The organism is Streptomyces sp. 8N616, from assembly GCF_052246385.1.
In the GTDB taxonomy this organism is placed as follows: Bacteria; Actinomycetota; Actinomycetes; order Streptomycetales; family Streptomycetaceae; genus Streptomyces.
The window spans coordinates 1-14649 of record NZ_JBQQBY010000041.1 but is presented as its reverse complement, the minus strand read 5'-3'; the positions used below and the strand labels follow the sequence as shown (position 1 = coordinate 14649).

The 14649-nt window shown below is 66.9% G+C and carries 16 protein-coding genes and 2 pseudogenes; 7 read left to right on the top strand and 11 right to left on the bottom strand.

What is annotated here, in order from left to right:
* Window positions 1-144: 144 nt before the first annotated feature.
* From ACTWQC_RS29675 to ACTWQC_RS29650, 6 genes and pseudogenes are all read right to left on the bottom strand, one after another.
* Window positions 145-858: a substrate-binding domain-containing protein gene (locus tag ACTWQC_RS29675; RefSeq protein WP_443318965.1), complete on the bottom strand. Its 714-nt coding sequence runs from the start codon at window positions 856-858 to the stop codon at window positions 145-147.
* 48 nt (window positions 859-906) lie between these two features.
* Window positions 907-1086 (bottom strand): annotated as a pseudogene (locus tag ACTWQC_RS29670) (LysR family transcriptional regulator); the annotation flags it as partial.
* Window positions 1087-1807: 721 nt separating this feature from the next.
* Window positions 1808-3034, bottom strand: coding sequence for an NAD(P)/FAD-dependent oxidoreductase (locus ACTWQC_RS29665; protein WP_443318922.1), 1227 nt, complete (start codon window positions 3032-3034; stop codon window positions 1808-1810).
* Window positions 3031-3255: a ferredoxin gene (locus tag ACTWQC_RS29660; RefSeq protein WP_443318921.1), complete on the bottom strand. Its 225-nt coding sequence runs from the start codon at window positions 3253-3255 to the stop codon at window positions 3031-3033. Before ACTWQC_RS29660 ends, ACTWQC_RS29665 begins: the two co-directional genes overlap by 4 nt.
* A gap of 9 nt (window positions 3256-3264) precedes the next feature.
* Window positions 3265-4218, bottom strand: a complete 954-nt coding sequence (locus ACTWQC_RS29655; RefSeq protein ID WP_443318920.1) for a pyridoxamine 5'-phosphate oxidase family protein — start codon at window positions 4216-4218, stop codon at window positions 3265-3267.
* A 105-nt stretch (window positions 4219-4323) separates the two neighbouring features.
* A complete protein-coding gene (locus ACTWQC_RS29650; RefSeq protein WP_443318919.1) occupies window positions 4324-4788 on the bottom strand; it encodes a VOC family protein in 465 nt (154 codons plus the stop codon).
* Between the two features lie 188 nt (window positions 4789-4976).
* On the opposite strand from ACTWQC_RS29650, the gene ACTWQC_RS29645 reads away from it, so the two are divergent.
* Entirely contained in the window at window positions 4977-5561 is a 585-nt protein-coding gene (locus ACTWQC_RS29645) for a CGNR zinc finger domain-containing protein (RefSeq protein ID WP_443318918.1), read from the top strand.
* 194 nt (window positions 5562-5755) lie between these two features.
* Here ACTWQC_RS29645 and ACTWQC_RS29640 read toward each other — a convergent pair whose 3' ends face one another.
* Entirely contained in the window at window positions 5756-6046 is a 291-nt protein-coding gene (locus ACTWQC_RS29640) for an AMP-binding enzyme (protein ID WP_443318917.1), read from the bottom strand.
* A 151-nt stretch (window positions 6047-6197) separates the two neighbouring features.
* Entirely contained in the window at window positions 6198-6482 is a 285-nt protein-coding gene (locus ACTWQC_RS29635) for an AMP-binding protein (RefSeq protein ID WP_443318916.1), read from the bottom strand.
* A gap of 252 nt (window positions 6483-6734) precedes the next feature.
* Here ACTWQC_RS29635 and ACTWQC_RS29630 point away from each other — a divergent pair, with 252 nt between their 5' ends.
* Both ACTWQC_RS29630 and ACTWQC_RS29625 read left to right on the top strand, forming a co-directional pair.
* On the top strand, window positions 6735-7349 hold the full coding sequence (locus ACTWQC_RS29630; RefSeq protein ID WP_443318915.1) for a CGNR zinc finger domain-containing protein: 615 nt from the start codon (window positions 6735-6737) through the stop codon (window positions 7347-7349).
* A 322-nt stretch (window positions 7350-7671) separates the two neighbouring features.
* Window positions 7672-9057 carry a vanadium-dependent haloperoxidase gene (locus tag ACTWQC_RS29625; protein WP_443318914.1) on the top strand — a complete coding sequence of 462 codons (1386 nt, stop codon included), beginning with the start codon at window positions 7672-7674 and terminating at the stop codon, window positions 9055-9057.
* A gap of 77 nt (window positions 9058-9134) precedes the next feature.
* On the opposite strand, the gene ACTWQC_RS29620 is transcribed toward ACTWQC_RS29625, so the two are convergent.
* Entirely contained in the window at window positions 9135-9794 is a 660-nt protein-coding gene (locus ACTWQC_RS29620) for a CGNR zinc finger domain-containing protein (RefSeq protein WP_443318913.1), read from the bottom strand.
* A 168-nt stretch (window positions 9795-9962) separates the two neighbouring features.
* On the opposite strand from ACTWQC_RS29620, the gene ACTWQC_RS29615 reads away from it, so the two are divergent.
* From ACTWQC_RS29615 to ACTWQC_RS29605, 3 genes are all read left to right on the top strand, one after another.
* Window positions 9963-10499: an HPP family protein gene (locus ACTWQC_RS29615; RefSeq protein WP_443318912.1), complete on the top strand. Its 537-nt coding sequence runs from the start codon at window positions 9963-9965 to the stop codon at window positions 10497-10499.
* 9 nt (window positions 10500-10508) lie between these two features.
* The gene (locus tag ACTWQC_RS29610; RefSeq protein ID WP_443318911.1) at window positions 10509-11150 is read left to right on the top strand and encodes a pyridoxamine 5'-phosphate oxidase family protein; all 642 of its coding nucleotides are present in this window, start codon (window positions 10509-10511) and stop codon (window positions 11148-11150) included.
* 288 nt (window positions 11151-11438) lie between these two features.
* A complete protein-coding gene (locus ACTWQC_RS29605; protein ID WP_443318910.1) occupies window positions 11439-12161 on the top strand; it encodes a maleylpyruvate isomerase family mycothiol-dependent enzyme in 723 nt (240 codons plus the stop codon).
* A gap of 71 nt (window positions 12162-12232) precedes the next feature.
* On the opposite strand, the gene ACTWQC_RS29600 is transcribed toward ACTWQC_RS29605, so the two are convergent.
* A complete protein-coding gene (locus ACTWQC_RS29600; protein WP_443318909.1) occupies window positions 12233-12754 on the bottom strand; it encodes a CGNR zinc finger domain-containing protein in 522 nt (173 codons plus the stop codon).
* Between the two features lie 114 nt (window positions 12755-12868).
* Between ACTWQC_RS29600 and ACTWQC_RS29595 the strand changes: the two genes are divergently transcribed.
* Window positions 12869-14140 carry an MFS transporter gene (locus ACTWQC_RS29595; RefSeq protein ID WP_443318908.1) on the top strand — a complete coding sequence of 424 codons (1272 nt, stop codon included), beginning with the start codon at window positions 12869-12871 and terminating at the stop codon, window positions 14138-14140.
* A 331-nt stretch (window positions 14141-14471) separates the two neighbouring features.
* Here ACTWQC_RS29595 and ACTWQC_RS29590 read toward each other — a convergent pair.
* Window positions 14472-14621 (bottom strand): annotated as a pseudogene (locus ACTWQC_RS29590) (transposase); the annotation flags it as partial.
* Between the last annotated feature and the right edge of the window lie 28 nt (window positions 14622-14649).

Here is a 14649-nt window from a genome sequence, read left to right as displayed (position 1 = left end):
GAGCATCCGACGACGCACCGTGCGAACTTCGGCCCACCTCCCGCGCCGACAGGCTTCGCCAACAGGTACTACATCTCCTGGAAAAACGCCGGTGCGGCTCGCGCGGATACTCGCGCGAGCCGCACCATCAGAGGAGTGTCAGGTTCATGACACCTGAAACGCGGGAGTGAGAGCCTGACGGGCCGTCGTCCCCCGTGCGTGACGGAGTAGATCGAGAAAGGCGGAAACCGCTGACGACAGCCAGGTATCGCCGCCGCCCCAGAGCGCCTGGACATACACCTGGGCGCGGGGCAGTCCGTCGAGGACGGCGAGTCCGTGCTCCGCCAGATCATCGCCCACGGCACTCTGGGGCACCATCGCGATACCCAACCCGGCCCGTGCCAGGCCGAGCGCACTGCGCGCCGAGCCGGCCTCCATGATCGGCGGATCGATACCGTGTGTCGCCTTCAAGTGGCGCAGGAGTATGTTGTGAGCGACGCAGTGGGGATCCACGGCCAGAACACACTCGATCGGAGCGCCACCTGACGTGGTGGTTGCCGGTGGCGTGTCGGGCCGGTTTCCCACTGGCACGAAGGGGATGGGGAAGAGCCGCTGGCGTGTGATGCCGGGGTTTCCGGAAGATCCCTCATCGGCGGACTCGACCAGGTTCAGGCCGATGTCAACTTTTCCGGAGGCCACGGCTTCCTCGATCTCCCTGGCGGCCATGACCTTGGGCGATATCTCGACGCGTGGATAACGGTAGCGGCACTCCCGGACGAGTTCCCCCATCTCGTACTCCATGAAGAGCGTGGTCGAGCCCACGACGACACGACCCGTCGGCTCGCCGCTGGCCTGAAAGACCGTCGACATCTCATCCATGACGGTGAAGATACGGGCCACATACGTACGGAAGGTTTCTCCGGCCGGCGTCAGTCGCACCCCGTGCGGTAAACGCTGGAACAGGGAGACCCCGAGTCTGGACTCAAGTGACCGGACATGGGACGTCACACTGGACTGCGAGTATCCGAGATTTCTTGCGCTTCTGGTCAGGCTCCCTGTCTTGGCGACGTCCCAGAACGTTCTAAGTTGATGCAGCGTAAAGTCCATGGCAATCCCCCGCTACAGCCCGCGTCAAAGGGTTCGAAATCCTGAAGCCGACTCACGACGGAGGAAGAATCCGGAACTTCAAGACTTCGTAGCGTGCGGTGCCAGACGGACGACACCGCACTCCACCCTTGCGTCAGTGTCATTTGGCGGCTCCTTCGGCTGCGTGCAGCTCGGCCGTGGGCTCCTCGCTACGCCACCTCTAACGCATTGAGGGACCGCCAGGCGTTAGGCGCATCGTTACACGCGTGGTCGTCCGACGCAATGGTTCCGAATGTGAAGGCGTTCACTCTTGGTGACTGAGGGTCACGTGCGCTGGAGTGGTGTGTCGACGGCCGCTCGGTGATCCGTTTGCAGGCTATGCGGTAAGACTCCGAGGAGACTCCGGATCAGGTGAAACCTGTACACCGCTTCCCAAGGCGCAACCTGACGGAATGGTTGAGCACAGCGCGCGGGACGCTGCCTACCTCGAAGGACCTCGTTCACTTAGGGTGACAAGGGGGGATGGCGGTCACATTTTCTTCACTGCTCTCGACTCGGAATGTCATTGAATCGTCAATTCCCGGACGTCTTCCCGGCGAGGGCTAGTGGCCCGACGGTGGGCCAACAGGAACTCTTCCTTCAGCTCATCGAGCGCGCCGACGACGCGAGTGCGCCTGCTGGTCAGGGGGCTTGGGAAACGCCGGGGAATGCGCCAGGTGAGCGAATGCCCCGACGGGAGCGGTCATCGTCCGGCCGCAGCCCCCATGACGGCTTTTCCTTCCAGGTCAGCCGCGAGCTGCGCACGGTAGGCCGCGATCCGACCCACCCGATTGCCGGTGAGTGCCCCGATCAGTCGGCCCTGCCGGTAGTAGGCGACATCCAGCCGGCGCGCGTCGGGGTCGTTTTCGCGTACGTCGACCGAGTCGGCAAGCGCGGGAAGCCCGACGGAGCGGAACTTGACGTCGTACTGGTCCGACCAGAATGAGGGCACAGGACGGTAGTCCGCGGGCGCCTCGGGGAAGAGCAGCGATTGGGCAGCCGTTTCGGCCTGCTCGGTGGCGTGGCTCCAGTGCCCCAGGGAGATGCCTGGGGCATCCGCCCATGGGTGCGGCCAGCGGGTGACGTCGCCGGCGGCCACCACACCGGGGGCGGGGGTTCCATTCCGGAGGAGTACACGGGCGTGCCGGTCACACAGGACTCCGTCCTTGATACACAAGACGGATTCGGTCAGCCAGTCGGTGGAAGGCACCGATCCCAGGGCGACCACAGCAGCTGTCGCGGTCACGTCCGTACCGTCGGAGAGCCGGGCTCCCCTGAGTTCCCGGTCACCCATGAGTGACAGGACCCTGGTCGAGGTCCTGAGGTCCACACCGGCCCGTCGGTGAAGTGCTGCGACGAACTCGCCGGCGGCTTCTCCGACAGCGCGCCGCAGAGGCTGCGGCGCCGGCTCGACAAGAGTGACCTCGACGCCGGCACCGCGCGCGGTCGCGGCGACCTCGCTACCGACGAATCCGGCCCCTATCACCAGCAACCGGCCGCCGCGGCTCAGGGCGGTCCGCAAGGCCCGCGCGTCGTCCAGGCCGCGCAGGGTGTGGACACCGGCGGACGGCATCGGTGCGGGCCAGGGCCGGGCAGCGGAACCCGTCGCGATAACAAGGCCCTCGAAGGGGAATAGGGCGCCGTCATCGACTTCCACAGTGCGTGCAGCGAGGTCCAGCCCTGTCGCCCGACGGCCGATCTGCCAGGTGATCCCGAAGTCGGCGACGGGCAACGGCAGGTCCACACGGTCGGCCTTTCCGAGAAGAAACTCCTTGGAGAGAGGCGGACGGTCGTACGGGAGATGGGGTTCGTCTCCGATGACGGTCAGGCGGCCGTCGTACCCCAGCTTGCGGAGCGCCATGCAGGTGCGCAGCCCGGCGAGCGAAGCTCCGACTGCGAGGATGCCGGGCCCGTCGAATCGAGAGCTCATGCGACCGCTTCACCGGTGGCATCGTCGTGGGCCTGGCCGTCGATGCGGATGGCCCGTACGGGGCAGGCTGCGGCCGCCTTGACCAGGGCGTCCCGCAAGCTTTCGTCAGCAGTCTCCGCATGGACGAGGTTGTCATCGTCGTCGAAAGAAAAGACCTCAGAGGCGGCGAAGACGCACTGCCCGTGGCTCTGGCACAGATCCATGTCCACATGGATTCTCATGGCTGATCCTCACAGTTTCGCCGACCCGAGCGACGCATGGTCGGGTGCCTCGGGCTGGACGGCTCGGGGGTTGAAGCGTGAATAAACCGGCGCGCTCCAGCGCAACGGGCTGGATCCGGGGATTTCTACGACGCCGGTGATCGCGAATTCGACCAGTCGCTGTGCGCCGGGGACGGCTGCTGCCCGCTCCGGGTCCCAGTCCACGCGTGCGGTTCCGGTGAGCTGGAGCGTGCTGCCGGTCTCCCAGTCGGGGAAGAGCAGCCCGGCCGCGGGGTTGCACTCGATGTTGCCGAGCGTTCCGAACATCGCGTTGCCGACGTAGTCGGGCCAGCGAAGCCGGGTGGACGAGAGCACCTCGACGAAGCCAGGATTGCCGCCCCGGTGCGAGGCATCGGCGTTGCCATTCCGGTCCGCCGTCGCGATGAAGAAGGTGTCGGTGCGGGTGATCAGGTCTGTTTGGCTGTCCTGGAGTCGACCGGCGCGCAAGGGGGAGGCGGGGCTGGTCGGCGTCCACCTCGGCTCCCGCTTCTGAATGTATTTGGGGCAGTTGGCGTACACCTGGTCGAGATCCACGCGGATTCCGGCGCCGGCCGTGGTGGCGCGGCCGTTCATCCGCATGCGACGGCGGCTGGCGGGCTCGATGGCGATCATCCCCACGTGTACGGGTCCGTCGGAACCCGCGAACAGGGGGTGAAGGGGGTCGCCCGCAACAGGATGCGCGTCGATGACCAGCCCTGTCTCCCCTTCGGCCCGTAGGAATCCGGGCGTTCCTGTCAGGAGAGAGGCCCACACCTGCCCGTGCCGGTCGGTCGCGCCAAGTATCAGGATGACCTGTTTCTGGAGGAAGTCCTGGGCCACGTCCGGAATGCGTGCGTGGATGGCGCCCGCGGAGAACCCCGCTTGATCGAGCACGCCTGCTCGCGACTGCACAGCCCGTTCGCCCTCGTGGTACACGTCTGCCACGGCGTTGTTCCTTTCCTCACCGCTCCTTACCGCCTTCGAGGGCCGCGCCGTCGGCCGTAGGGGTCCCCCTACAGGCAACTGGCCGACGGCGCGGCCCTCGACCGTTTAGAAGAAGCCGCAGGTGGGTGCGGCACCCGTCGGCGCCGGAGCGGTGTCCGCACCGGTCGGAGCGTAGATCTCCAGACGGATGCCGTCGGGGTCGCTGAAGAAGATGCCGCCGGAGGCCGCGCCCTCGCCGTGCGGCACGACGCCGTCGTACTGGAAGGGGGCGTTCAGGCCGCGCAATACCTGCTCGGCGGCCCTGACCTCCTCGATCGTCTCCACCTGGAAGGAGAGGTGGTGGAGGCCCGCCGAGGACGCGGTGAAGCCGGAGTCGCTCTGCTGCCACAGGGTCACCAGGAGGTGCCCTTCGCGGCCGAGAAAGGCCCAGCGGCGGCCTTCCTCCTTGCCTTCGGAGAGCACCTCGAATCCGAAAACCTCGGCATAGAACGGCAGCGATCGCTCGATGTCCGTCACGTTGAGGCCGACGTGCCCCGTCTGGAGCGACTTGATGCCAGTGGACTGTCCCATCACATACCTCCGGAGTCGGGCCCGGCTCTTTGACCGGACTCACCTAACCAGTGATCAGGAGAATAGGAGTTAGGGTGGATCGGGGTCAACCGCTGTAATCAACTTGGCCGGTTAGGCTTCATCTGTGTGATCGATCGCCAGCGATCCGCACGGCCGACCGGCCGGCGAACGAGAAGGAGGCAGGACCCGTGTCGGGACGTCCGAGTCAGGAGGCCGCCGCGGACCCCCGTCCGCTGACGGGCGAGCCGCTCTCCCTCGATCTGCTGAACACTCGTTGGAACGACCAGGGCATCCGGCACGACCTGCTGGAGTCGGTCGACGGACTCGCCATCTGGCTGCGGTCGTCGGGCTTGGCGGAGCGAGTCCCTCCTGCCCAGGAGACTCTGGACGCGCTGCGGGAGGTCCGTGAAACCCTGTGGTCCCTCGTGGAAGGTGACGACGACTCGGGCGAGGCGCGCGCGGCGCTCGACCGGACGCTGGGCCACGGCTGGATCCGCCGCTCTCTCGGCCCCGATGGCCCCGAATCGGCAGTGGAGACCGACCCGCCCAGCCACCTCCCGGCCTGGCTCGCCGCCGCCGACTATCTGCACTTGCTGGAGGAGGCCCCGTCCCGAATTCGGCGCTGCGCCCACCCCGAGTGCGTTCTGCATTTCTACGACGTGTCCAAGAACGGCAATCGCCGGTGGTGCTCCATGGCCGGGTGCGGCAACCGCGCCAAGGCATCACGCCACTATCAGCGGCAAAGGCAGCCTCGGCCCGACGGCGGGAGCTGACCGCCGTCCAGTCCGACGGCAGTTGCGCGAGGCACGGCCAGTGAGCGCCCGGAGCAGGCGGATGGGCCCGGGGATCCCGGGGCCATCCGCCTGCTCCGGGCGCTCACCCGTCACACCGGTTCATCCCCCGCATCAGACGCTGTCGACTTCGTCGATGCGGTATTCAGTGCCGCGCGGCCGCAGGGTGTCTTCCTTCAGCTCGACGCGGCGGATCTTGCCCGAGGCCGTGCGCGGCAGCGTGCCACGAACTCCAGCACACGCACCCACTTCTCGGTCGGCAGTTCGCGTTTGACTCGCTCCAGAACGGCTCGGGCCATGTTGCCGTCTGCCGTGTGTCCTGCGGCGACGATCACGAACGCCTTGGGGGCCCAGAGCCCCACGGGATCGGGTACCGGTACGACGGCGGCATCGGCCACGGCTGGGTGGCCCAACAGGACTTGTTCCAGCTCCCGCGGTGAGATGCGGTGGTCGAATGCCTTGAACATATCGTCGGCACGCCCCACATAGCTGAAGGGCCGTCCGCGGCCCGTACCGCGAGGTCGCCGGTGTGGTAGTAACCGCCCGCGAAAGCTTTGCCCGTACGAGCTGGATCGCCGACATAGCCCCGCATCAGGCCTGCCGGACGCTCGGCCAGATCTATGCAGATCTCATCCTGCTTGCCCTCCGGAACAGGACGCCCGGTCTCCGGGTCGACCAGAACCACCCGATAGCGGGCAACGGAAGCCCCATGCTGCCGAGACCCGGCATCCGGCAAGGCGGATTCCCGATCTGACCAGTGGTCTCCGTCTGCCCATAGCCATCCCGCAGCTCCACACCCCAGCGATCCCGGACCAGTTGGACCAGCGACGGTTCGAGCGGCTCACCGGCGGCCACCGCTTCTCTTAGGGCGGGCGGCCACTCGCCCAGCCCGGCCGCTGCCATGCCCCGCCAGACAGTCGGCGGCCTTGGCCCAGCCGGGGGCGGAGATGTTGAGGTGCGCATCCCAGGCCGGACGCCGAGTGCAGCCGGCGTCCCTGGTCGAGCATCGCGGGACGGGCCGATTCCTCTGCTGCCCTACAGGACACCAGGACACTCCTCTAACGGGTAGACTTTGCAAGTCGCGTTAGGTGACGATCTTGTGGAGGCTGACGATGCTGACGACCCCACACCTGTGGCTGACGCCGAGGGACCGAGATGCCTCAAATTACGCCGAAACCTGGACACTGTGATGACACCCCTCCTGTACGGGGGGAGCCGCTGGCGATTGAGTTCGCGAACACGCTGCATGCGGTGCGTGGCTCACTGCGTGACGGGATCCGCAGTCCACAGCTCCTGTCCTGGTGGCTGCACTCTTGTCGCGGCCGCCTGTCCACTGAACTGCCGGACAGCTGTCTGGAGCGAATCGAATCCGCCGATCTGTCCTCTGTCGTGATGCTCCGTGATGCCACACGCCGGCTGATCAGCACGTTCGTCCACGGTGGCGATCCCGACCCCTGGGATGTGGCCCAGATCAATCGCGCCTGTTGCATGGCGCAGCACTGGCCGCTGCTGCAGTGGGGCGCGGGAGAACGCCCCACCGTACTGACCGGAGGCGTCACCAGACCCATCGTCGCTGTCCAGGCCGAGATCGCCTGCGCCGTTGTCGACCTGCTGTCCGGGGTTTCCGGCGCGGACCCGCGAGCCTGCCCAGCACCCGGTTGCGTGTTGTTTTTCGACCGTGCGCGCTCCCGCCGGGAGTGGTGCTCGGCCGGCTGCGGAAACCGGGCCCGCGCGGCACGGCACTACGCCCGTCACCACAGCCGCCCGTGACCATCAACGTTCGCCGCACGGTCGATGCCCCAGCGGGCTTTTTTATTCATATTCCCGTGAGATTACGGGGCGCCGAGATGCCGTGAGGTGACGCTGGCAACGACCCATCGGTCATTCCGATTCCTGTCATCTGTGACGCCACCATTGAGGGGCTGCAGGCGGCTACTACCTTCCATTGCGAGGACAGGCCGCCGAAACGCAACTGGCACAGCCGACTCATCTCTTTTCAGCGTCACGGGCTCATGTTCCGCACCTCGGTGCGACGTCGGACCGTGAGATTGCCGCGAGAGCTCCGAAAGCCTCCAGAGACAAGGAATCTGCTATGCCCGGGTCCATACGTTCGCGCAGGACGGTGATGAAGGCCGCAGTGGCGGGCGCCGCCCTCGTCTGCCTCACCTCGCTCGCCCCTGCCAGTGCCGCCCCGATGACCAGTGCAACGGCCCCCGAAACCGCCATGGGCACGAACGACCACGTGCTGTACTGGAACAATGCGGTCTTGGACGTCTTCCGCCAGGTCGGTGGCACGCCAGGTCCGCTGACCAGAGGCGGCGCAATGATGAATATAGCCGTCTATGACGCGGTCAACTCCATCAACACCATCGGAAAGCCGTACCTGACCAAGGACTCCTCTGCGGCTGGTGTCACGGGCGCGCTCAACACTGCGATCGACTACGCGGCATACACCTCGCTCAAGAGCGCGTTCCCCAACTACCCCAGCTCCGATCTCGATGCGAAGCTCAAGACCGCGCTCGCACTCCCGGACAGCGGCACCTCCGGCGAGAAGGATCAGGGGCGTCAGCTCGGCATCAAGACTGCCGAGGCGATCATCGCCGACCGCGCCAATGACGGCTCCGCCGATACCGCCGCGTACACGGCGACGATAGCTCCCGGCCACTGGCGTCCGGCCGAGGGCAAGCCGGCCGGCGCTCCCAACTGGGGCAAGGTGAAGCCGTTCGCGCTCGCATCCCGCTCCCAGTTCCGCCCGGGCCCGCCCGGCGGGTTCGACACTCCCGAGGCGATGCTTAAGAGCTCGGAGTACGCCCAGCAGGTCAACGAGATCAAGCGGATCGGCAGCAAGGACTCCACCGAGCGGACCGCCGACCAGACGCAGGCTGCACACTTCTGGGCCAACGACGTGGACGGCACCTACAAGCCGGTGGGGCAGCAGTACGACCATGCCCTCGCCGTCTTCCAGAAGTACCGGCCTAACGGCAGCTCCTACGAGAGCGCCAAGCTTTTCGGGCTCACCTCGATCGCCCTCGCTGACGCCGCCATCGCGATCTGGGACTCCAAGTACGACACCGACTGGGACCTCTGGCGCCCGGTACACGCCATCAACCTCGCCGACCAGGCACCCAACGCCGACATCACTGCCGACCCGAACTGGCAGCCGCTGGAGTCCGACACCGCGGGCAACAGCTTCACCCCGAACTTCCCGACCTATGTCTCTGGGCACTCCGGTATCGCGGCCGCATGGGCAGGCATCCTGCGCAACTACTTCGGCCGTGACGACCTGTCCTTCACCGGCGGTACCGACGACCCGTTCGCCAAGGGGGTGACCCGCACCTTCCCGAGCCTGAGCGCCGCCGCCCAGGAGAAGGCCGACAGCCGCAAGTACATCGGTGTCCATTTCGAATGGGACAACGCCGCCGCCCTCAAGATGGGCTACCAGGTCTCGGACCACGTGTACGCCAACGTCTTGAACTGACCCTGCGCTACGAGGGGCCGGCGGGCACCGCTGAGGTGTACTGCCGGCCCCGCCTCAAATCTGTATGCCGGTGCGGGCTAACTCGGCGCGAAACCAGGCTCGCTCGACTCCGCATGGCGAGCCTTGCGGGTGTGTCGGGCCACTCGCACCCGATTGCCGCACCCCGCGGCGCACCACTCCCGGCGGGCGTGGCCCTTCACGAAAAAGAGGATGCAACCCGGAGCCGGACACGCGCGTATCCGCTGCGCCTGTGTCCCCGTGAAGAGTCGCACGCCCTCCGCGGCGATTTCCCCCAGCGCTACCAGACGGGGATCGGCTTCGGGCCAGCGGCACACGGCGCGGAAAGCGCTCGCCGGGTCCAGCTCCTGCCACCCTGCCGCCATCCGTGCCGCAGTGTTGACCATGTCTGCGTGCTCGGGAGCCGGCTCTTCCGCGTTGACCAGGGCGGTGGCCAGCTCGCGCAACGCGTGACGCAGTTCAAGGAACCGTTCGAGGTGAGCCGGCCCTGCAGCCCCCGCCGATGTCAGCAGCGGAGCGAGAGGGGGGCTGAGCTGGGCGTGATGCAGGGCAAGCCACCGATCGAGATCCGCGGGGGAGCCGAGCGCATCCACCTGGGAGCCGCGCATCCCTCCCTTGATGTAGGTGGTGTTGACCAGCTCCAGCGGCAGTGGCTCTCCGCTCAGCGGCAGTTCGTCCATCGCCGGCCCGCCGCTCTCCTGCTTCGCAGAGTTGCTCATCGTTCCATCCTGCTGCCCCGGCGGGCATCGGTTCTTCCTGCGTGCGGACGGTCGGCCGCCTCCCAGAACGCCCTTGATCAAGGGTACGGGCTGCTGCCATACTCCCCAAGACCTAATGGATAAAATTCGATGGATCCATTATCTCGATGCTCCAGGAAGGGATCCCTCGTGTCAGACACGCCTGTGCCCGTCGTTACCGCCCCGCGTTGCATCACCTCTGCCCTGGCCGGCAAGGCCCCCGCACCTGCCGCTGGTGCCGCGATCTCGGTCGCCACCCTCGCCGGCGTGGTCGCCCTCACCTCGCTGGTCGTCATCGGGACCGTGCTCGGCCAGCCCGTTCTCATCCCGCCGCTCGCAGCCAGCGCGGCACTCGTCTTCGCTGCCCCAGCGCTCCCATTGGCTCAGCCCCGTAGCGTCATCGGCGGCCAGCTCATCTCCGCCGTCGTCGGTTTTGTGACCCTGTTCGTGGGCGGGAGGTCGCTGTGGACGGCGGCCGTTGCCGGCGGCTTGGCGATCGGAGCGATGGCACTGGCCCGGGCCCCGCACTCGCCCGCCGCCGCGACATCGATCATCGTGGTCCTCACCCGGCCCGAGCCCGCCCTCTTCCTCGGCCTGCTGGCGCTGGCGACCCTGGTTCTGGTGGCAGTCGGCGTCCTTGCGGGCCGCAGCGGGAAGACCGCCCGCTACCCCTCGTACTGGTGGTAGGCCCCACCGATGACCAGCCGCTACGCACAGCTGCTCTTCACACCGTCGGTCCAGCGCCACCAGCAGGAGCACGGCAGCCGGGCCGGGTACGAGCAGATGGCCCGGGGGCCGTCGGAGGCGGACCGCCTCGGCCCTTACGAGGAAGCGTTCATCGCCGCCAGGGACACCTTCTACATGGCGACCACGAGCTCTACGGGCTGGCCGTACGTCCAGCACCGCGGAGGCCCGGTCGGCTTCCTGCATGTCGTCGATGACAAGACCTTGGCCTTCGCCGACTACCGAGGCAACCGGCAGTACATCACCACCGGCAATCTGGACGGTGACGACCGGGTGTCACTGTTCCTGATGGACTATCCGGCCAGAACCCGGCTGAAAATCCTCGGCCGGGCACATGCGGTCGACGTCGACGAACGGCCAGAACTGGCAGAGAAACTGCGCCCTCGGGACTACCGGGCCATCGTCGAGCGCCTGGTCCTCATCGGAATCGAGGCATACGACTGGAACTGCCCACAGCACATCCAACCCCGCTACACCGCAGAGGAACTTCAGGAATTGCTTGCACCGCTGCGACAGCAACTGGCCGACCTGCAGCAGGAGAACGCGGAGCTGAGAGAGCGCACCCGCGGCCGAGCCGGCCACGTCCCAGGCTGAGTCGTTGGAGAGGTGAGGTACGACTGCGGCCTCCGCATGCGGACTCCTTCATCAACGACGCGACAGTCGCCTCGACAGCACCTCGGCGTGGAGACGAACACGGAGACCGAAATCCGGCCACGCCGAGGCTGTCGACTCCTCCCCTGGTCACCCTTTGGGTGACGGGGAACCACCGTTCCCGCCAGACCTCACGCGACCGTGGCCGCCCCATTGGCCCGGCAAGAGCCGCCGCAGCACCATCACCACGGCGCAACAAAGCGAGCCCTTCCCAAAGGAGCGTGACGCCACATGACGCGCCAGGATCTGACCCAAGCCGTCGAACGTCTCGGCCAGGCAACCGCACGCTTGCTGCGATCAGCGGAACACCTCGACAACGCTGCGGCGCGAGGCGCTTCGCTGCTGCCCGGATGGTCCCGAGGTCACGTGATTAGCCACATGGCGCGCAATGCCGACGGCATGGTCAATCTCCTGAGCTGGGCGCGTACCGGGGTTGAGACGCCGATGTATCCGAGCGCCGAGCACCGTGCAGCCGACATCGAGGCCGGTTCGACACGCAGCGCACACGAGCTGCTTCGCGACCTTCGGGCATCGACGGAACAGCTCGCCCAGCACATCCGTACGATGCCGCAAAGGCACTGGGGCCACCCGGTGTCCCTGATCAACGGCACGCGGTTCGCCGCCTCGCAGGTGCTCTGGCACCGGCTCAAGGAGGTGGAGATCCACCACTGCGACCTTGACATCGGATACGCCCCACGGGACTGGGACCCGGCATTTTGCACCAAGCTCCTGGAGGAGGTCGTGACCTTCTTGCGCAGCCGAGCAGACGTCCCAGCACTCCGCCTGCTGGTCGAGGACAGCGATCAGGTCCTTACCATGGGGGAAGCGACCCATCCGTCAGCGGTGTCAGGGCATCGCCATGACCTTCTGGCCTGGTTGATCGGCCGAGGGAGCGCAGCACGCGTGCACCGTGTGCCTGGCGGAGAGCTCCCGCTGCTACCGCCATGGACCTGACTCCCACATCAGCGGCACATGATGACGGTAGTAAGAGCCACCAAGAACGGCCGGGTCAGCGCTTCCCGGCATCAGGACCTGCGATGGCGATCGTAGTGGCGCTGCGCCTTCGCACGGTTTCCGCAGGTGCGCATGGAACACCACCGCCGATCGCCGCGACGACTGGTGTCCAGGAAGTACAGAATGCACTCGGGGTGCGCGCAGCGGCGGATCCGCCCGGAATGCTGCTCCAGCAGCTCGATCAGACTGGCTGCGGCCATCCAGGCGGCTTTGTGGTGTTCGGCGGCCAACTCCAATTGCCGCGCGGGGCCTTCGTCAGTGAGGGCCAGCGTGATCCGGCCGCGGCCGAGTACCGCGTTGAGCGAGGCGCGAGCAGCGGGATCCCCCGGGCTCTCGAGCACCGCCCGGATAGTGGTCCGCGTGTCGCGAAGTGCGCGAACCGCGGCGGGCCGGTCGGCGCCAGGCAGCCCCATCCCTGCCATCCACTCCCGGCGGGCCTCGGGATCGTCGAGAAGGTCATGTCGGACGCCGCCGTCACGCCACTGGGTGTTCACCAGGTCCAGTGCGAGCGGCTCGCCTTCCAGAGGTCGCACGTCTCACACCCTACGGGACTAACCCACTAGATGCTCTTCACGCGTTAGTAACGAACACCCGCTAGGGTCGGAGTCCAACCCGTCCGACGTCCTTTATCGGTTAGGAACCCCTTCGTGTCGGAAACCCAGTCCCGCTCCGCGACGGCCGAGCCGGCCGCGACAGAGAAGCAACCCTCATTCCTCGGGCCGCGGATGATCACGGTGGCCTTCGTGTCGTTGACCGGCGCGTTCGGCCTCAACCTGGCTGCGGGGCAGTTCTTCGCCCCCTTAGCCGATCGCTTCGGCTGGGGCCTGCAATCCCTCAGTGCGGTAGTCGCGCTGAACATGCTGGTGTGGGGACTGCTCCAACCAGTCATGGGGCGGATGATCGACCGCTTCGGGCCGCGCATCGTCATGACCTCCAGCGCCACGCTGATGGGCCTGTCCTACCTACTGTGCGCGGTCATGGACCAGCTGTGGCAGTTCGTGGTGCTCTTCGGTGTCCTGACCGCAGTCGGCTTCGCCGGATGCAGCTCGATGGCCGCCTCGGTCCTCGTATCCCGCTGGTACGCCGTCGGACGCCCCAAGGCGCTCGCACGCAGCTCCATGGGGATCAACGCCGGCCAGCTGATCCTGCTGCCGCTCACCGGCACCGTGATCGCGGCAGCCGGCCCCACGGCGGCCTTCCTCACCCTCGGCGGCGTCATGCTGCTCTTCGTCGTGCCCGCCCTCGCCCTCCTGGCCCGCAACAGCCCCGCCGAGGCCGGCCAGACCGTGGACGGCACCGCGCCCACCACCGCCACCAAGCCGCCCGCAGCCTCGCTTTCCGACGCCCTCCGGGACGGCAACTTCTGGCTGACCAGTCTCAGCTTCGCCGCCTGCGGCTATTCCCTCTACTTGTTCACGACGCACCTGCCCAAGTACGCCGTCGAACTCGGCGGCAACGTCGGTACCGGTGGCCGACTCATGGCAGTCTCAGCCGCCGCGAGCGCCCTGGTGATGTGGCTGTCCGGATCGCTGGCGCCCCGCTGGGGCAAGCGCCGACTCCTGATCGGTCTGCACCTGGTCCGCGCCGCCGCCTTCGCCGGCCTGGCCCTGGCCACCACCATTCCCCAGCTCTACGCCTTCACGATCCTCTTCGGCCTGTCCTCGTTCCCCGTCATCCCGCTCACCACCGGAATCATCGCCGACCGCTTCGGCGCCACCGCCATGGGCGGCATCCTCGGCTCAACCTGGCTCATCCATCAACTGTGCGCCGCAGCCGGGGTCTTCGGCGGAGGCCTGCTCCGCTCCGTCACCGGCAGCTACTCGGCCGCCTTCGCCAGCGGTACGGTGGTACTGCTCCTCGGCGCCGTGCTCATCGCCCCCGTCCGTGAACGCAGTGTGGCGGCTCTCCAGCGCGCCTAGCGTTCCGTGGTCGCTGACTTCTGGAGAGTTATGTCAAGTTTTCGCATGGTTCGGGGCACTCGAGCCGGGCCGTGTAGTCGTTGACGTGGCGGTCGATCTGCTTCAGTGCGGCTCGGAGTTCGGGTGGGGCCTGTAGCTGGTCGGCTGCGAGCAGTGGTCGGAGCAGTCGGTTGTGGACCTTGGTGTAGTACTCCAGTGGTACTTCGCCATTTCCGCGTCAGCGACTCAGCGCACCTTCGGTGCGCGCCGGGGGAGCGGTAAATCCCGTGGCGCGCACTAAGGGCTGTCAAGTAAATGATCTACGGTGTGCTGGTTGACCAGCCCAACTCCGTTACCCGGCCAGGGTGAGGTTGTGCAGCCGTGCGATGCCGAGCATGGCGGTGTGAACGCCGTCGCCTTTCAGACGGCAGTCGCGAAGGATCTTCCCGTTCTTCATGCGGGCGAAGATGTGCTCGACGCGGGCGCGGATCTTTCGGTGGGAGTCTCAATGATGAAGTCAAGCCGCTTGA